This is a genomic window from Peribacillus sp. P4_C12, assembly GCF_056402095.1.
In genome coordinates, this window is record NZ_JBFUIB010000028.1 from 12400 (window position 1) to 31410 (window position 19011).

A 19011-nucleotide genomic window follows, 5' to 3' on the forward strand; every position below is an offset into this window, starting at 1 on the left:
TCTTATAGTTCACACATTTTTATTTTTATTTGGATAATCATTTTAGAGTCTTTACCTATTTACAATAATAGTTATAAAAAGGAGGCATTTTTTCCTATGTATGAAGTTGCTCTTAATTTTTCAGTATATCATGGTCCACATAACGTTCACCTATGATTTCACTGAGGAGATTAATGGCCAACTTTAGCTCCATCACCAGCTGTAATTAATATTCTTATGAAGCTGAGTCCAACCCACTGGGGTTTGAATTCAGCTTCTTCCTAATTAAGATATACTCCTCCTTTATTGAGTTACAATATATTCCGTACTGTTTTTTCTATACAATGGAGTAAAAAGTTTCTTTTTTAATAAACAATCAGTACAATTATAAATGTAGAAAATGGAAAAGGAGTTTATAAATGATGAGTGAATTTCAAACAAATTTAGAAAAATATGCAGACCTTGCTGTTAAAGTTGGCGTCAATATTCAACAAGGACAAACTCTTGTGGTGAACACTACATTAGAGGGCGCTGATCTTGTCCGCATTATTGTAAAAAAAGCTTATGAAAACGGCGCGCGTAATGTCATTGTTAATTGGAATGACGATATCGTCGGACGCACCAAATACGAGTTGGCACCGGATGAGGTGTTCAACGAGTATCCTGAGTGGCGTGCGAAAGAGACGATTGAACTTGCAGAAAACGGTGCTGCTTATCTATCCGTCATCTCCTCGAGCCCAGACTTATTAAAAAGTGTAGAGCCTGAAAGGATTGCAAACTTCYAAAAGGCATCTGGTACTGCACTGAAAAAGTGGYGTCAATATATGCAATCCGATAAAGTGAGCTGGTCGATAGTCGCGGTGCCTTCAAAGGCTTGGGCTGATAAAGTGTTCCCTGAAGAGGCAGAAGAAAAACGCATTGATAAACTGTGGGAAGCCATTTTCAAAGCTGTTCGTGTTGATGTGAAGGACCCTGTAGAGGCATGGAAAAAGCACGACGACACGCTTCATGAAAAAGTTAATTATTTAAATGAAAAACATTACCAAAAATTGCATTACACAGCTCCTGGAACAGATTTAACAATTGAGTTACCTGACAAACATCTTTGGGTCGGAGCAGGAAGCATTAACGAAAAGGGGCATGAATTCATGGCTAACATGCCTACTGAAGAAGTGTTTACGGTTCCATTAAAAACGGGTGTAAACGGTACGGTTTCGAGTACCAAACCGCTTAGTTACGGAGGAAACATCATTGATAACTTCTCTRTGACCTTTAAGGATGGCCGCATCATTGAAGTAAAAGCTGAAGAAGGCGAAGAAATTCTAAAACAATTAGTTGAAACCGATGAAGGCTCCCACTATCTAGGAGAGGTAGCACTTGTTCCTTTCAACTCTCCAATTTCTCAATCAAATGTGTTATTTTTCAATACTTTATTTGATGAAAATGCGTCTAACCATTTAGCGATTGGAAGCTCTTATGCTTTCTGTATTGAAGGCGGAAAAACCATGAGTCCAGAAGAGCTTGCAGAAAATGGACTTAACGAAAGCCTTGCACATGTAGATTTCATGGTTGGTTCTGATAAAATGAACATTGAAGGAATCAAACAGGACGGCTCTTCGGAACCTGTCTTCCGTAATGGGGATTGGGCGTTTTAAGAAGAGCATTGATATAGAAGGGTTTTGAACGTCAAAAACCTTGAGTGGTCACATTTCTTTACGAAACAAATTATCAAGTTCATCAGCCACATGTTTCTGCATACTAGGAAGCACGTGGCTATACTTGTCTAACGTAATTTGAATAGTCAATTTGAATAGTCACTAAGATAATGTTCCGCTTCCTTCTTAGCATTCCTGTATTAGTAAAATGGATAAACCCCACCAATCTTAATGACTGGTGGGGTTTATGTATATATAAAAAGACAAAGTATTTTAAATCAAAAATACTTTGTCCCCAAATTAATATCCTAGCGTAAACGGATGAACACGGCAACTCCGGTTAGACCAGAGTCAAGGTTCAATACTTGTACAAATCCATTTCCAAGTAAACAAAGTACAGCAGCAATGTAACAATCACCAGGATTTAAAGTGTTATCGCAAGGAGCAGCACTTCCAATCACTGTAGCTTGTACAATTGTTTGCTGAGTTAAAGGTATTAACGAAGTTCTTTCCCAAAGAATCGTAACTACATCCACAGTAGTAGGAATAACAGACATATAATTCACCTCTTTTCGTTGTTAATATATTTAATGCAATTTCAGACAGCTTGGTTCATTCTTTTGTCATGCTATACTAAAAAGAGGCAGATTTATTATCTGATGATTATTCAAGAAAAACCTCAGCTACTTATTCAAAAGAAACGAGCGAAAAACTAAAAATCCAAGAACGCCTTGAAACTGCCAAGTTGTTGAAACGAAAGCTCAAATTATCACGCATACCGCTGAAACTGAATTACGATTGAAGTTTGGGAGTACGACCTTTGTCACAATTTGCCGATTTCGGGGATAGCATTCATTTAAGAAGAACGGGAAGTTTAAGTATTGAGGTTTTTTGTAAGTGAACGATAGAATGGTTGACCATAAAGATTATCTCTCCTTTTCTGGTCACACTTGGTTACAATTTTCTTTATTCAAATCTATAAGCTCCGTTCTAACAGTAATCCCACGCTTTTAAGCATGTTTATTAGCTTTAACCAGAACTTCATTTTTTTGTCAATACACATGAATCACATAATATCCCATGGAATATCTTGGACACATTTTTTATTGTGAAATATGTTATACTATTAGTAAAGAGGGTGCATATATTGAAAAGCAATAAATATAATAGCGGTGAAACAGTAACTATTCAAGATACTGATGAATTAGTAACAATTAATAAATGGGCATATGTAAAAAACATGAAAAGATATTCTTATACTGTCAAAGAACATCCAACTACTTTTTTCTTTGAAGAAGAATTAAAAAAGGCGTAAGATTTTGATTTTACAATACGCACACAAAAAAACCCTACCATATTAGTAGGGTTTTTCTTTGTCTTTTTCCCACAATAAAGAACAGACTCCCATCGAGGAGTCTGTTCATATAGGTTACAATTTAATTTTAAAATTAAGCTTTTTGAACGTTAGCTGCTTGAGCTCCACGAGCACCTTGCTCAACGTCGAAAGTTACTTTTTGACCTTCGTCTAAAGATTTGAAGCCTTCGCTTTGGATAGCTGAGAAATGTACGAATACGTCGTCTCCATTTTCACGCTCGATAAATCCAAAACCTTTTTCTGCATTAAACCATTTAACTGTACCTTGTTCCATTTTTGTTGCCTCCTAGTGCTTAACACACAATGTATTACTATTTTTGATCGTTTGGTTAAGACAATAACTAGTATGCTCTCCCACAATCAAAAACAATTCTTTATTAGAGTAACATGAAATGATAAAGATAGCAAATTATCTGGTGATATTTTAAATTCGCAAGAGTTATTTCATTTTCATTCTATTTCTGCTTGTGACATATTTCCCTACACTATCCTTTCTAACGCAATCTAGGAGCTCATTCATATTTCATTATGAAATCTTCAAGTAAAGCCCTATTATCGCATTTTTTCATTTCCTTCCAATTATATGGTTCAGATAAGGATGAACGGGCCATATCAGTGTATAGGAAACAGAACTATTTACATTCAATAAGAGCAAATAACTAGGAGGTCTATCAATGAAATATGCGGTTTTGGCAGTAAGGTAATCGTAGCATATAGCGGTTATGAAGCACTTGGATTTTATTTGAAGGAAATCGATGACCAAATTGGTTTTGTTGATAATATAGATATAGAAGAAGTTGATGCTGATGAAAGAGTCGAGGTTTCATATACTAGGCATTCCCTGTACAAGACACTTGAGCAAATCTATCAAGAGAAAGAATTTTGGTAAGTGCCTGATGTTGAATAACCTACAATTAAGAAGCCCCCCTACCGTGCAAGGGAGGGGTTCGATTTAGAATTTATGTTCAGGAATAGTTAAATTCCAAACAGCTCTGTCAAATAGTATTTGGTAATGGCCAGATATTCACGAATATAAGATTTGACCAGGACCACTTTTGGTGTCTTTGCTGGTATCCCGGTCATGTCCAAGCCTACGCTTTTGGCCATTTCCACCGCACGATAGATGTGAAAATCATTAGTAACAATCAATCCTGTAGCTGTTGGATTCGGAATAAGTTCTTTTGAGTAAGCAATATTTTCAATGGTTGTTGTCGATTTGTCTTCCATAATGATCCTTGCCTCTTCAATTCCCTGATTGATTAACTCTTGCTGCATTGCCTGAGCTTCTGAAATATCTTCGCCAGGACCTTTGCCGCCCGATACAATGGCTATCGTATTTTTATTTGCTTTTAAATAATCAGCAGCCTTATCAATCCGGTATTGTAATGATAATGATGGAACTGTTCCTTTAACCCTGGCCCCAAGGACAATAAGGTAACTGGCATCTTCAGGAATTGGCTGATGACTGCTCTCTTGAATTTTCATATGTAAAACCCCAAAATACACTAGTAAAGCAACAACACCAATTACAACAAATTTTACCACCTTTTTCAAAACTACTTCCCCGTTTCATTTTCCATCCATTATATAACATATTTTACCATAGATCACCACATAACTATAACCAAATGCTGTAGACGCACAAGAGCGGGAAATCAACGTGACTTCCCGCGTTATTGCACTTAGAATACCTTATGGACTAAGCTTACTCAACCCGATTCTTTCGCAAAGACCACAAACATTCTAATACTAATAAAGGTTATTCTATTCAGCCATTATGTCATCATAAATCAATTTACCAATTTTACTGATGACTTGACGGCTTTCATCCTCTGATTTCATATCTTCGGTAAGGACGACAGCATAAACGGTTTGAAATTCTGAACGAATGATCGCACAATCATGGGCAACGCCCCGAATTGCGCCCGTTTTACTTGCGACCTTTACCCCTTTCCCCATTAGTGATGGGAGTTTATCTCTTAATTGCTGATTGTCAAAAGCTCGTAAGATTTTTTCCTGGCTTTCTTTCGTTAAAAAGTCGCCTGTATGTATGGCTTTTAGGCAGGTAATCGTATCTTCAGCCGAGATTGTATTATCCCGCCCTTCCTTTAATGCTTTGAAATCCTGCATTCTGCGCCCGAGGATAGTATTTTTCAGACCAAGTTCTTTGATGCATTGATTAATTTCATCATTACCTAGCAAAGTCATCATCATATTCGTGGATGTATTATCAGATACAGTTATCATCAAAGTCAATAAATCCTCAACGGTTAAAAATACTTTATTCGATAAGACGTGCAGGACGCCCGATCCTCCAGTCACTTCATTAGGAGGAATGGTCACCGGCTGATTTAAGTAGATTTTCTTTTCTTCACTTTGACGATAGCCTTCGATTATCATTGGTATTTTGATCAAACTCGCTGATTGGAAGGATTCATCATCGTGATAGCTGATAGTATCTCCATCGGCATTTTCAATTTTATAAGCAATTCTTCCATCAAATGTTTCAACTAATGCTAAGATTTCGTGCTCTATAGTTTGTAAAGTCATCGATTCTCTTTCCCCCTTAAGATTTCAACTAATTAACTATTAAAAACTCCCCTTACTTATTCTATCATGCAAAAAGCAGTACAATCTTCTACAAATTCTATATTGATTAAATTTTCATTATAGAACAAATAAAAGGTTTTCACTTCCCAAAAACAAAAGGAGCCTTCGTATTGAAAGCTCCGTTGTGGTCTGGAATTAATTCATCTAGCTTTTGCAGGCCGTCCCTTTGCTAAGGGGAATCGTTTCTTTTCAGTGGTATCCACCTGTGTGATTTCCCCATCATGAACAGTTATAATAACCGATCCATATTGTAGATCTTCCAAGCTGGAAATGATATGTCTGATTTTTAACTCCTCTTTTTTTTCCATATTATCCTCCTCTTAATAATGGTAATTAAGCACCATTCATACCTAATAATAAAAAGAGATTGTACGAAAAATTACACGCGTACTCTTCCCACATCTAAAGCTTGCTTTAGGAAATTGGTTCACCTTCTGTTTTCTCTTCCTTTTAACTCTCTGGATAAGAAATAATCAGTTCATATTGAACTCCATATTCTCCTCCCTTCAAATATTAAGAAAATAAAAGGCACCCTACATCTAACAGGATAGATGGAAGGGTGCCTTTAGTTGACTAATCGGCAATTTTTATGAGTCAAATAGTTTACATAAAAAATCAATCACGCAAAATTTAACAATTACCATTTGTACCGTTAAATTACATTATTCTTACCAACTAACTTGGTATTACCACTATAATCCAATAATCGCTCTTTGTCAATTACCATTTAAATTTTCTGATTAATCTGCGTATTACATTTTACCTAATTAGCACTTTACCAAACTAAACGATTCGAGATATACTATTTTAGTATAAGTTGTCGGTATATAAATTCAAACTGTATTTAAGAAAGGTTCGATTATAAATGGAAAATAAAAAATGGGGTTTATTGATTTTGACCACATTCGTAATTGGAAATATGGTCGGCGGTGGAATCTTCATGCTCCCTGCTCAATTGGCACAGGTTTCAAGTCCATTAGGTGCTACTTTGGCATGGATGGTTACTGGACTAGGAGTATTTTTAATAGCACTCGTATTTGGTAACTTAGCTGTACGGAAACCGGAGCTGAAAGCCGGTCCCCAAAGTTATGCTCAGTCATTATTTAGGTCTCCTACAAAAGGAAGGGTATCAGGATACAGTATGGCCTGGGGTTATTGGGCTGCAAACTGGGCTGCAACAGCCTCTGTCATCATTTCATTTGCTGGTTACTTATCGACGTTTTTCCCTGTCATGCATAGTACGAAAGTGATTTATACAACAGGTTCTTTCAATCTCGAACTCGGTAAAGCACTAACATTTGCAGTATGTTCCATTGCTCTTTGGGGGATTCAGGCAATTTTAGTAAGAAGTTTTAACAGTGCAGGAAAACTAAACCTTGTTGCAACAGTTACAAAAGTGCTTGGATTCTTATTTTTCATTATTGTTACGATTTTCATCTTTGATTCTTCTAATCTTGGAAATGGTGCAGAATTTTACGATACAGCTGGGACATCCATCTCCTTAGGTGCTCAAGTTAATGCTGCAGCGATATCAACATTATGGGCCTTCATCGGAATTGAAGCAGCTGTGATGCTCTCAAATCGCGCTAAGTCACAAAATGATGTAAAAAAAGCAACGATTCTTGGTTTGCTTATCGCTGTTGTCATTTATATTGGAATTACCTTATTGACAATGGGTGCTATTTCACAAGACGATTTAAAAGTTTCACAAAAGCCACTTGTTGATGCTTTACAAGCTGTGGTTGGTTCAAACGGTACGTATCTTATGGCCGCTCTTGCTGTCATTTCCTTGTTAGGCTCAACAATCGGCTGGATTGTCGTTGCATCTGAAGTTCCTTACCAGGCAGCGAAATTAGATTTATTCCCGACGTATTTTGCGAAAGCGAATAAAAACGGAACACCAGTTCGTTCCATGACAATCACAAATATCATGACACAAATATTCTTATTCTCCACTATCTCTGGAACGATTTTAGAAGCCTATAAATTCTCTATGATTGTCGCTACACTTGCCTACCTGATTCCTTATCTCGTATCAACCTTATATCAATTGAAATTAGTCGTAACTGGGGAAACATACGATTTCATGAAAGGTTCAAGAAGTCGCGATGGTATTATCACTATCCTGGCATTAGTTTACTCCATCTGGGTCATTAAGACAGGTACAGCAGACATGGATACGTTCAAACTAGGCATTGCCTTATATGTTCTTGGAATCGTGCTATACCCACTCTGGATGAGAAAGAAAGCATAAACCTAAAACGCCTTGGCATTCAAATATGCCAAGGCGTTTCTTTATATCTGCTTCAAACTTAGTTTCGTCCTCAGCCGAACCCTTTCTCCTGGTCCTAATTCCCTCAATCCTGTTAGTTCTGCTGACAAATCTAGATTAGGAGCGTTCGTTACCCATGTATATGGTTCAGGACATACGAACCCCTTCTGATTGAATAATACCCAAAACTTAAAATGGTCATCACCATGATAGCAGACTTGTAGACCTGCTTCTTGATCGGTGAGTACGCACTCGTTTTCCAGATCCTCATCATAGCCAAATATATCATCAAAATGTCGCCCCTCAATGCTGAACCCATTTTGAATTTCCATCGTATTTGGCGTTGCTTGAATTTTTCCAGTTGGTAATGACCTGTCATTCAACTCCCATTGTTTGTTTACAGGCAGTGAAATCCTGCAATCCATCAACTTACTGCTTGGTACAAATGGAAAATTGAATATCGTATGATAACCCACTCCCCACGGAAAGGGCTCCTGGCCATTGTTGATGATTTCTAGTTGCACATCCAATTCATTATCGTTTAAAGAAAAAGTCATATTTATAGTAAAATCATGTGGAAAATATCTTTTTAGAAAAGGAAAATCACTACTTAAAAACTCGGTTGTTATTACGATTTTTTCTCCATTTACTTCTCTTTTAATAACTTGCCATGGCTTATCATACAATAAACCATGAATATGATTTGATTTTTCTATTTCATTAATCGGAAATTTATACGTGATCTGCTTATATGTAAATTGGCCACCCTCAATCCGATTAGGAGGAAACAAGATTGGCATGCCATATAATATTGGAACTTCTCTATAGTCTTCTAACGTTTTCGGTGTTCGCAGCAACTCAATATCATTCTGTTTGAACTTAAACGAGAGAAGATTACTTCCTAAGACTGGTACAAGTATTGCTTCTAATGTTTCATTGCCAAACTTTATAGCCTTTTCATTTAAAAAAGTGATATCTTCTATATAACCTGTCACATACTCTCCTCCTATACCGTGTGTATATTCTCATCCTACTTGTATCAACTATTTTTTGCAACAAATGGAAATTACCTATAACATAACAAAAACTATCAATATAGTATTTAAACAACAAAAAGGATGCTCCCTTTAGGAACATCCTTTTTGTTTATCTATTACTTTCACTTACTAATGCAACTATGCCCTCTTCATCATCCAAAACAAGTTCAATCCCTGAATATGGATCTATATTCAAATATTCATCTAACCATAGGCGAAGTGCCTCTATCAAGTTGATTGTAATTAACACTTGTTTCCGTCCGTCAACATACGTTTCAGCGGAAAAACCGTAATCATCATCAAACATCAGCTCTACTTCTACCTCATTAGGTTGTACCTGCTTTTTACGAGCAATGTAAACACAAACTGCATTAATGATATCTTGTTCGGAAATTCTTAGCCTCTCCATGGGTTTGGATCCTCTTTTTTCTTCTTATCTTTGAAATATGTGAAAATTTTACGGATTACAACAATTAAAGCAACAACCGCTAACACGTTAATTAACAGCCCAAGTATAGAACCAAGTGCTCCCATATTGGCGAATAGACTACCAAATAGAAGACCTGCTAGTCCTCCTAGCATAATTCCTTTCATTAAGCCGCCTTTTGAAAACGAGCTTCCGCTTTTTGTATCTGTTTTTGCTTTATTAGTAGTCGCATCAGATTTATTCGTTTCTTTATTTTGGAAATTCGATTTATTACTATTAGTGTTGCTGTTAAAACTTCTTTTTCCAGACTTGTAGCCCCTTGCATCTACTGATTCCGAGTGATCTTGGAATACGTAGGTGCCCACTGGCGAGAATGCTAATGTAATCGTGAGTAGTGCTGCCATAAATTTTTTCATCATGATTTTTTTGCCTCCGTTTTTAATAGTATGGAATGTTATTTCATTAAATATCTTTTCAGATTCACTGAAAGTCCACATCACCTATCTTTATTTTATCTTATAGTATTTACGTTGATAATCAAAATAAGTTTCACTTTTTTCTATATTTCTTCAAAAAAATAATTTCCAAAAAAAATAAGCAGAGTGTGCTTTCCACCCTGCTTATTGATGAACTATTAATTTACACGAACTACACGGCCATTGAATTTTTCTGCCCAATATCCGCTTCCCATATTAGCAATAGCAACACCTGTTGAACTTTGAGAACCAATAAACTTGTTGCCACCAACATAAATACCAACATGTCCATCCGTTTTATAGGTATTGAAAAATACTAAATCTCCAGGTTGCATTTGGCTTTTAGATACTTGACGTCCTGCACTTGTCAATGCTCCCGTACTGGCTGGAAGATTCACACCAGCTTGTTTATATGCCCATGCAACAAATGCTGAACAATCGAATCGCCCGTTAGCAATGTCGGATGCTGTTCTTCCGCCACCAAATACATACGTTGAGTTACCGATATATTTATAGCCTGCTGTAATTGCAGAGCCTGTATTTGCACTGCTTGGCTTGCTTGATGTTTCAGTTTTACTAGCTGTAGGTTTATCAGTAGAACTGTTTTTAGATGAATTCGAAGATGATTCACCTTTAGAAGAACTTGATGCCGACGCTTCGCCTTTAGACGAACTTGATGATTCTTTACTTGAAGCATTTGAAGAGTTCACTTCTTCCGCAGCACGGTTAAGATCAGCTTTCTCTGATGCTTTAAGTTCTTCTTCTTTTTTGATGTTTTCACGAATGGATGCAATTTTAGCCTCTAAACCTGCATCTTTATTCTCTAAAGCCTGTTTAAGAGCTTTTGTTTCTGATTCTTTCTTTTCAAGCTTTGCCTTCATATTAACGGTTTCTGCTTTTTGTTCTTTAATTTGAGATTGCATACCTTTAAGCTCTACGTCCATATCCTTTAGGCTTTGCAATTTTTTCTCTACAGCCGCTTGTTTTTTTTCTAATTCAGCTTTATCTGCTTCCTGCTGACTAAGAATCTCCCGATCTGCTTCTACAATTGCAGCTACTGCTCCAACACGATCAACAAGTTCACGGAAACTACTAGAACCTAAAAGAACTTCAAGGTAGTTAACATCTCCACCGCTCTCTTGGAATGCAAGGGCACGCTCTTTCAAGACTTCCTCGCGTTTTGCGATTCTTTCTTCCAAAGCTTTAATTTCTTTCTTTAAAGAATCTATATCTTTTTCCGTGTCTTTAATTTCTTGTTTAGTATCTTTAATTTTTTCGTCATTTTCTTTCATTGCTGTTTCAATTTGTGCAATTTGGGAATTCATTTTCGATTGTTCTTTTTTCAATTCCTGAATAACTTGTTCTGCCGCTGAAATATCTGATTGGATTCCTGTGCGTTCTGATTGAATTTCCGAGATAGATTCAGCTTTTACTGATGGTATCGCAAAAGCGCTTCCTAAGCCGAGCATAATAGTCGTGTTTAATATAATTAGTTTTTTCTTCAAACTCATTTCCCCTGCTTTCCTCCCTGTGCATTTCAATTGACCTACTTCTTTCTTCTATGAAAATAGTAGCCAAAATAAATTACTAGGAACTCTTCTCTATTTTTTTACTCATTATGTAATCTTCTAAGGTTGTAACAATATAATAATAAATTCTGAAACTCTACTAAGTATTTCACCTAATTCGTAGTATAACATCAGATTTTGTCAAATAAGTAATAATAATATTACAATTACATTTCATTTTTAACATCAAACGTAAAATTCCGACTTTTTTTCGATAAAAACCGACCATATATTTACAAGTTCCATCCTATCACTTTCTATCTAGATATTAGCACCAAAGAACTATATTCTCATAGTAAGATAAAAAGCCTGCTATTTCCAAAATAAGTTCAGTCTTGTTATGGAAAATATCCGCTTAACTTTAATAGAAAGCAATAAAGCAAGGAACCTTCAACATTTGGCTTATATTAAATTATAGCTTTGTTATATCAAGCTATTGATTTTCACAATTTATTAGAAAGCCTGAAGCAGAGCAAATATTAAAAAAGGCAGCGAATCCCCCCGGGATCGCTGCTCTCCTCTATTTATGCTCCTGCCCAAACATCCTTTGCATATCGACCATTCGCCTCTAATGATTGCAGCCATTCTGTGGCTTCTTCTTTAGATGATTGATACAAATGCATATAGCTTTCGATTAACGTTTGTTCAACATCCGGTGCCATTTTGCTTCCGTCTCCGCAGATGTATAAGTGTCCGCCTTCTTTTAATAAAGAAAGTATGTCTTGAGCATTTTCAGCTAACAGATGCTGGACATACATTTTTTCTTGACCAGGACATCTTGAGAAAGCGGTGTACAGTGTTATAAGACCATCATGTTCAGCTTGCACGAGTTCTTCTTGATATAGGAAATCGTGTTCGGGATTGCGGCATCCAAAGTAAAGATGGGCCGCCCCTAGTGTTTCACCTTTTTCTGTTAGGGCGCGGCGAGCCTGAATAAATCCTCTGAACGGTGCAATTCCTGTTCCAGGGCCAATCATAATGATAGGTTTCCCTGTTTGCTCCGGAAGCTGGAAGTTGGATTGCGGTGTATTGATAAAGCAGGCTACCTTGTCTCCTTCGGAACGTTCTGCTAAATAATTTGATGCAATTCCTTTGTATTCTCCATTGCCACTCCAGGCATCTCCACGGACGACACTGACAGTGATGCTTGCTTTTCCTTCCTTGTGAAGTGGAGAACTTGAAATAGAGTAGTATCTTGCCTTTAAAGGCGGCAGTAAAGCTAGAAATCCTTCAAATGGTATTTCACATGCAAGGTACTTTTCTGTCAGGTCAAGCATAGTAATGCGTTTGTTCAGAATTTCTTGTTTATAGGTACTGTCCTCTAGAAGCTTTTCAAGCTCATTTACATGGGGAGGACATACCGTGTGAGTAGCAAGCGTCCGAATTTGAGAACGGGTAGCAGGTTCTTGTAACTCCACATAGTTAGATAGTAACTCCTGTAATTTTACAGGTTTCTCTGTAGGAAGATGTGCAGCTTTTCCTGAATCTCCAGTCAGTTTGACGTAGTCTTGGCCGTTAAAATTGAATCGACTGAGCACTCGCTCAACGAGTTCCGATGGATTTTGAGGAAGAACCCCGACATGGTCGCCTTCTTGATAATGAATACCCTCTGGAAGAGTTAACTCTATATGCCGTGTACTTCTCCCGCTATCCTCATGTTGTAATTCGACACTACTGTTCACAACAGCTGTAAAAGCATGATGAGTGCGGGCGAGCGGTGTGTCGCTCACATCACTTACAAAATTCATCATAATCGAGCTGTTTTTTCTATCATTTATATTTAGTTCAATGTTCAAGGTTTGGGCAAGCTTCGGCCAAAGGGCTTCTGTCCATTTCTCGTAATCACCTTCAAAATCATCGCTTGCATCTCCATAACCTGTTTCTGACAGACGATTAGCTCCTTTTTGTTCCATTTGTTCATCAATGAAGGTTGGAATACGTTGGTACGTATTGGCCCAATTGCGGTCTCCGCATCCAAAGATAGCATAGTGAACACCGTCCAATGTTCCATCCTGACTTTCCTTCAGCCATGAAACAAAGTCATTTGCATTGTCTGGTGGATTTCCATTATAAGATGCTGAGACAATGAGAACAGCTCCTTCTTGAGGAAGATGATTGGTGTAATCATTTAAAGGAGCAACCTCGGTATAGAAACCTTGTTGACTCCCTATTTCAGCAAGATCACGAGCAATTCCTTCTGCGGTTCCCATGTTTGATCCAAACAGAACGAGTAATGGCGTGCCATGTGCAGATTCAATAGAAGCTTCCGTTGCTTCTAAATCCGCATACACTGGTTCTGGAGAAGCAACGGTAAATGACATCGAAGGCTTCCTAGGTGAAACGCGCATGGTTAATCCATCTGGTTTAAGAGTCAAAGTTTCTTTAACATCCAATTGATAATCTTTATGATCTATCAGGTCAAAGTGTTGTAAAACCATTCCGAGCACCAGAGTTGCTTCATGAAGAGCAAACTGCTGTCCGATACAGGCACGCTGTCCGTTTCCAAACGGTTTATAAGCATGGTATGGAATTGAGACCGGATCCTCAAAACGTTCTGGAATAAAGGATTCTACGTCATCTCCCCAAACGGATGGATCACGGTGAAGCTCTGGAATAAGAAGAGTGAACACCTCATCTTTCTTCACATTGTATTTTCCGTTTAATGTGGTGTCTTCTTTCGCATAAACAGAAAACGCCGGAGCAGTTGGCCACAGACGAAGCGCTTCATTTAACACCATACGAACATATTTCAATTTCTTCACTTGTTTAAAATCAGGAACCTCGTCACCCAGTACTTCATCGACTTCCTGCTGTGCTTTTTTTAACTTTTCCGGGTTATTCATAAGAAAATAGATGGCGAAAGAAAGGAGACCGCTCGTCGTTTCATGTCCAGCAATTAAAAAGGTAATGATTTGATAACGAATATTTTCATCATCCAGTGCTGCACCAGTTTCAGGATCAACCCCTTTTAACATATGGGAAAGAAGGTCATCTTCTCCCTGATCACCATTTAGTTTTCGTTCTGCAATCAATTCATCTACAAGAGAGAACATGTATTGAATGTCTTCTCTGAATTGTTTTTTAGACTTAATCATCAGTTTATCTTGAACACCGAGTCGCTGCGTTTGACTCATCGCTTCATCTAATGCACGCACCATACTGTCGACAAAGGGATGGGAGGTCTCTCGATAAAAACTGTTAAAGCGGTAATTAAATCCGCAGAGTCCAATCGTATCTAAGGTCAAGCGTGTCATATCTTCAGGAATATCAATCTCATCAGCGGGATTTAAGCGAGCCCATTTTTGGATGAGTTGGGTAGCAAGATCCACCATTTTTGCATGATAGCCCTTCATTGCCTGCTGGCTAAAGCTAGGCAGCAGAATGTTATGAGCCTTTTTCCAATTTGTCTCCGATGTTTCACTTGTGAAAAGGCCATCACCACCAAATGCTCTCACTTTTTGCAGGGCAGGACCGACTTTCTTATCAAATCTTGTTTCATCACAAATTTCTTTAGCAAGGGCAGCGCTGGATACAAAGGTACTAATACGACCCGGAAATTGAAACTGAAAAACCGGTCCAAGTTCCCTAGCCAGCTTCATGAATGACTGAAGTGGCTTATCCTTATCAATAACAGGCAGGCTTCCGAGGGGTCCATAAGTTTTTGGCTGTGGAAATTGAGTTATATTTGTCATTTTTTAGCACCTCTTTAAATAAATTAGCTAACGGAATGAACATTCATTCCGCTAAGTGAATGAAAAATCAAATTTTTCTCAAACGTGTAATCGTACAGCATCCCAAATGCTTTCTTCTACATCTGCTAAAAGTTTTGCTTCAGGTTCTAACTCCCCAATACGGACAAGTCGTTGAAGCTCAAGAAATGCTCCGTAAATAATGGCAATCAAAGCTGCAGAAGGAAGCTCCTTAATTTCTTTTTTTGCTTTTCCTGAATCAAAGAAACTTTTTAATATATTCAGTAGCCCTTGAAAGCTAGAATGACTTTCTTCATTTAAAAAATGGGCACTACTATGTGTTTTTATAAAATAAAGCGCTTGACTGTGCTCGGTTGTAAAGTGAATCATTGATATAAAAATATGGTGGAACTGATTTCGAATCGATTCATCATAAGGAAATCCATTCTCAAGTGTTTCAGTAAAAATATTCAGGTACTCTTGAAAAATCTTGTTCCCGAGCACTTCCTTATTCTCAAAGTAACGATAGATGGTTCCAGCTCCAACTCCTGCCGATGTAGCAATCATTGGAATCGTCGTCGCATCATATCCCCGCTCAGCAAATAGTACCAAAGCGCTGGATACTATGTTGTCTCGTTTATTTACTGCAGTTTGCATAATAATTCAGCCTTTCATTAATTAAATACGGAATGAATGTTCATTCCTATTAATTATATACCCCATAAAATTCCATCTCAACCACTCATTGGACCTATAATTTGTGAAGGTTTTGTTAACGTATGGGGGACAAAAGGCTGAGTAGTCGTCATTTGAGAGAAGGAGTTAAATAGATAATATCGTTAAAGATGGCATTTTTCTTTGTCTGCAAGGGGTTAGAGTGGGTATTTTAATAATTTTGAGGTTTAAGATAGTGTAAATAAGTTTTTTAAGTATCGTTAGGAGACATGGAAAAAGAGCGCTATCCTTTTTCAGTAATAGCGCCCGATTGCGGAATATTGAAAAATGCGAAAGATCTGTAAAAATGGCTTCTCTGTTATTTTACTAAAGCCACTCGTTTAATAGTGTTCCATTCTAATTGTACTGATTTATTATGAAAACCTCACCATAATCATATAACAATAGGGCGAAGTAATTTTCCGAACACCTTATTGCTCAATAAGTTTTATAACATCAGTCAAGCTCTTTTCTACCATAGATTGAAGACGTAAAGAATGATTTTCAAAAGCTAAAGCTTCTGTAACGGGATTTGGTACGATTACACACTTTAATCCAGCATTTAGAGCCGATTGAAGTCCATTTAACGAATCTTCAAATGCTACGGCTTCTGTGGAATGAATGTTTAAAACTTCGATTGCCTTTAAATACAAATCAGGCGCTGGTTTTACGTTATCAACATCTTCCCCTGTGATAATAACTTCAAAATAGTTTAACAGTCCGAGTTCACCCAAGTAATGAGTGACCCACTCTTTTGTGGAACTTGAAGCAAGGGCAATTTTATATCCGAAATTTTCTGCTTCTTCTAAATAATCCTTTACACCTTCACGTGCCTGGGATGTTTTCATCTTTACTTTATGTAAGCTTTTTGCTCTGGCTTCAATTTCTTCAATATTACAACTTCCCCCCAGTTTTTCTTGGAAAAACTTATAAAGTTCAGTATTATCTGTTCCGATACATTTAACAAAATGTTCGAGAGGCAAATCAGATTTATAAAAACCCATAGTTTCTTTATAAGCCTCATACCAAGCCGTCTCCGTGTCTAAAATTAAACCATCAAAGTCGAAAATAACAGCTTTAATCATAATAATTTTCTCCTTTTTACTTATTAGAAGGTAACACTTTTTCCTGAAATACACATTGATTGAATAGCACAAGTTTCATAATGATTACTATCCTTAAATAAACGTACATTAGTGAATGCCCTAGTTCAACTAAATTGTTCCATTTTTGAATAACTTAGAATTTCGATTCACCGTCTAATAATTTCTTCTCTTATTCAAAAATATGGCCCATTTGTTGAATAAAGATCAAACAGCAATCTCCAACAAATCTTGCTCTGTTAGTTCAATAAGTCATCAAATGGCAGGCAGCCTTGGATCTCAACTAACGCGCTCGTTAGTTGAGTAAGCGATACATAATATTAATATCCCTATGATTATTAAGCCCAAAATCAATACTTCTATTGAGATTACTTTCCAACTTTAGAGCTTATCGTTTTTATTCATTTTGTTCTGCCCTAGCTACACAGTCGCTTAATACACTCTTTTGTATCATCTTTAATGCAATCATTATCCCTATTGATACGAGAATTACATCGCCTAAGTGGCCAAGAATGGGTATAAAAATCAGGTATTAGTTCAAAATGCATAAGCTACAACATATGGAAACGATATACATTAAAACCGGGGCAAACCTATGAAACTCTGAAGTTTACATAGACTAGTATCAAAAGTTGCCCACTAGAGTAATGATCAGATTAATGAAAAATTTCCGTAAACATAGTTATTTTTCACCATTAACACCAAGCGTTATAAATACTAGAATGTTAATATATAGTATTTTTGGTAACTACCAAACATTAATGGGAGGTATTTTGATGAATGTAAAGAAGAAAGTTCTATCAGTTTCATTATCTAGTTTATTAACTTTAAGCGCAGTAACAGCTGTTGCGCTACCAGTCGGTGCGGTTGGAAATGGTCCCAGTGCTGGAAATGGTCAAGTAACAACTTCAATTCTACATACTTATGACAGCTTGGTAAGTTACCTTAAAACCCAGGATGCTAAACAAGAAGCATTGAAACTTGAAGTAATCGGGGAAACGGTAAAAGGACGAGATATTTACCTAGCAAAGTACATATCCAATCCTAAAAACCCTACTATCCTATTTTTAACCCAACAGCATGGAAACGAACAGCTGACAACTGAAGGTACACTCGAATTTATTAAACATCTAGGCACGAATAAGACTAAAGGTTTGCTAGAAAATGTAAATATTCTAATCATTCCTATGTTAAATGCAGATGGGGCTATGGGTGATGTTAATTTCTCCCTTGATGACTATTTAGCAAAGGGTGATCGACATCTAACTCGTGCAAACGCAAACGGTGTCGACTTAAACCGTGAGCATGATAAAAAAACTAGTGAAATGCAAGTGGAAGTAAAGGCATTACATGAAAATGTTTTTGCAAAATACGATATTGATTACATGATTGATTTACATCATCAAGGGACGCTAAGCGAAACAGAAGGTGAACTTGTTTCAGGTTCGATGCTATATCCAACAAATGCTAACGTAAAACCTGAAGTGTTAGAAGCTTCTAAAAAACTAGGTGCTGTTGTATATAACGCAATTGAACCTACTGGTTGGGGGCATATTGGTAAATATAATGGAGGATCAGGAGAAAATATAGGTCGAAACGGTGCAGCTGTTCGTTATGATATTGCAACGCTTCTCTTTGAAATGCGAGGTATGTCTGACCACAATATCGAGTCAGTTGCACTTGGACAAAAAAGCAACGGGTATCTAATAAAGCAAACAGTTACCACTTTGGATGCTGCTGTTAGAGCTCTTGCCGATAATTCAATTGAAACTGTTGATGAAAGCTTTTGGGACACTCTTCCAACACAAACAAATCGTTCTGGGGAAGAAGCAGACGAATAAAATTATCAACACATCCTATTTTTTCTAATGGGATGTGTGTTTTGGTTTTATCGGCCTTTTGTCTGTCTCCAAAGAATCGTATGACTCAGAGCATGGACATTGCCAACGTTTGAACAAGGAGTTTTTCTAATAATGGTGAAGTTCTCATTTTTAAACATGTCCACCTTTTCTTCTCACTGTTTGCAGTAAATTTAATTTTATCTATAAAAATTAGTATTCTTAATAACGATCCTATTAAGTCTTTTTAACAAGACATATAATATAA

The 19011-nt window shown here is 37.0% G+C and carries 17 protein-coding genes and 1 pseudogene; 5 read left to right on the forward strand and 13 right to left on the reverse strand.

The genetic code is table 11. The features are described from left to right. Positions 1 to 112 precede the first annotated feature (112 nt). Positions 113 to 218, reverse strand: a pseudogene (locus AC1DUW_RS07735) (pyridine nucleotide-disulfide oxidoreductase); the annotation flags it as partial. 183 nt (positions 219 to 401) lie between these two features. On the opposite strand from AC1DUW_RS07735, the gene AC1DUW_RS07740 reads away from it, so the two are divergent. Beyond that, entirely contained in the window at positions 402 to 1634 is a 1233-nt protein-coding gene (locus AC1DUW_RS07740; RefSeq protein WP_477642298.1) for an aminopeptidase, read from the forward strand. A gap of 308 nt (positions 1635 to 1942) precedes the next feature. Here the strand turns inward: AC1DUW_RS07740 and AC1DUW_RS07745 are convergent, their stop codons facing one another. Next, complete coding sequence (locus tag AC1DUW_RS07745; protein ID WP_053345068.1) at positions 1943 to 2191, reverse strand: hypothetical protein; 249 nt, start codon at positions 2189 to 2191, stop codon at positions 1943 to 1945. Between the two features lie 590 nt (positions 2192 to 2781). On the opposite strand from AC1DUW_RS07745, the gene AC1DUW_RS07750 reads away from it, so the two are divergent. Continuing rightward, positions 2782 to 2949 carry a hypothetical protein gene (locus tag AC1DUW_RS07750; RefSeq protein ID WP_162878786.1) on the forward strand — a complete coding sequence of 56 codons (168 nt, stop codon included), beginning with the start codon at positions 2782 to 2784 and terminating at the stop codon, positions 2947 to 2949. A 133-nt stretch (positions 2950 to 3082) separates the two neighbouring features. On the opposite strand, the gene cspC is transcribed toward AC1DUW_RS07750, so the two are convergent. Next, a complete protein-coding gene (gene cspC, locus AC1DUW_RS07755; RefSeq protein ID WP_010331195.1) occupies positions 3083 to 3283 on the reverse strand; it encodes a cold shock protein CspC in 201 nt (66 codons plus the stop codon). 468 nt (positions 3284 to 3751) lie between these two features. Between cspC and AC1DUW_RS07760 the strand changes: the two genes are divergently transcribed. Continuing rightward, positions 3752 to 3898 (forward strand): hypothetical protein, encoded by a 147-nt coding sequence (locus tag AC1DUW_RS07760; protein ID WP_161804901.1) that lies wholly within the window; start codon positions 3752 to 3754, stop codon positions 3896 to 3898. 86 nt (positions 3899 to 3984) lie between these two features. On the opposite strand, the gene AC1DUW_RS07765 is transcribed toward AC1DUW_RS07760, so the two are convergent. From AC1DUW_RS07765 to AC1DUW_RS07775, 3 genes are all read right to left on the reverse strand, one after another. Beyond that, on the reverse strand, positions 3985 to 4563 hold the full coding sequence (locus tag AC1DUW_RS07765; RefSeq protein ID WP_053345067.1) for a YdcF family protein: 579 nt from the start codon (positions 4561 to 4563) through the stop codon (positions 3985 to 3987). Between the two features lie 210 nt (positions 4564 to 4773). Next, positions 4774 to 5559 carry a serine hydrolase gene (locus tag AC1DUW_RS07770; protein WP_053345066.1) on the reverse strand — a complete coding sequence of 262 codons (786 nt, stop codon included), beginning with the start codon at positions 5557 to 5559 and terminating at the stop codon, positions 4774 to 4776. A gap of 200 nt (positions 5560 to 5759) precedes the next feature. Next, positions 5760 to 5927 carry a YezD family protein gene (locus AC1DUW_RS07775; protein WP_082612767.1) on the reverse strand — a complete coding sequence of 56 codons (168 nt, stop codon included), beginning with the start codon at positions 5925 to 5927 and terminating at the stop codon, positions 5760 to 5762. 557 nt (positions 5928 to 6484) lie between these two features. Here AC1DUW_RS07775 and AC1DUW_RS07780 point away from each other — a divergent pair. Then, positions 6485 to 7873, forward strand: a complete 1389-nt coding sequence (locus tag AC1DUW_RS07780) for an amino acid permease (RefSeq protein ID WP_053345065.1) — start codon at positions 6485 to 6487, stop codon at positions 7871 to 7873. 41 nt (positions 7874 to 7914) lie between these two features. On the opposite strand, the gene AC1DUW_RS07785 is transcribed toward AC1DUW_RS07780, so the two are convergent. From AC1DUW_RS07785 to AC1DUW_RS07815, 7 genes are all read right to left on the reverse strand, one after another. Continuing rightward, positions 7915 to 8886, reverse strand: a complete 972-nt coding sequence (locus AC1DUW_RS07785) for an aldose 1-epimerase (protein WP_053345064.1) — start codon at positions 8884 to 8886, stop codon at positions 7915 to 7917. Positions 8887 to 9037: 151 nt separating this feature from the next. After that, positions 9038 to 9337: a YxcD family protein gene (locus AC1DUW_RS07790; RefSeq protein ID WP_053345063.1), complete on the reverse strand. Its 300-nt coding sequence runs from the start codon at positions 9335 to 9337 to the stop codon at positions 9038 to 9040. Beyond that, positions 9325 to 9771 (reverse strand): hypothetical protein, encoded by a 447-nt coding sequence (locus AC1DUW_RS07795; protein WP_053347996.1) that lies wholly within the window; start codon positions 9769 to 9771, stop codon positions 9325 to 9327. Before AC1DUW_RS07795 ends, AC1DUW_RS07790 begins: the two co-directional genes overlap by 13 nt. A 218-nt stretch (positions 9772 to 9989) precedes the next feature. Further along, positions 9990 to 11342: a C40 family peptidase gene (locus tag AC1DUW_RS07800; protein ID WP_053345062.1), complete on the reverse strand. Its 1353-nt coding sequence runs from the start codon at positions 11340 to 11342 to the stop codon at positions 9990 to 9992. A 581-nt stretch (positions 11343 to 11923) separates the two neighbouring features. Beyond that, positions 11924 to 15091, reverse strand: a complete 3168-nt coding sequence (locus AC1DUW_RS07805; RefSeq protein ID WP_053345061.1) for a bifunctional cytochrome P450/NADPH--P450 reductase — start codon at positions 15089 to 15091, stop codon at positions 11924 to 11926. A 78-nt stretch (positions 15092 to 15169) separates the two neighbouring features. Next, positions 15170 to 15745 carry a TetR/AcrR family transcriptional regulator gene (locus AC1DUW_RS07810; protein ID WP_053345060.1) on the reverse strand — a complete coding sequence of 192 codons (576 nt, stop codon included), beginning with the start codon at positions 15743 to 15745 and terminating at the stop codon, positions 15170 to 15172. Positions 15746 to 16233: 488 nt separating this feature from the next. Next, complete coding sequence (locus tag AC1DUW_RS07815; RefSeq protein WP_053345059.1) at positions 16234 to 16887, reverse strand: HAD family hydrolase; 654 nt, start codon at positions 16885 to 16887, stop codon at positions 16234 to 16236. Between the two features lie 794 nt (positions 16888 to 17681). Between AC1DUW_RS07815 and AC1DUW_RS07820 the strand changes: the two genes are divergently transcribed. Further along, positions 17682 to 18746 carry a M14 family zinc carboxypeptidase gene (locus AC1DUW_RS07820; RefSeq protein ID WP_053345058.1) on the forward strand — a complete coding sequence of 355 codons (1065 nt, stop codon included), beginning with the start codon at positions 17682 to 17684 and terminating at the stop codon, positions 18744 to 18746. Positions 18747 to 19011 lie beyond the last annotated feature (265 nt).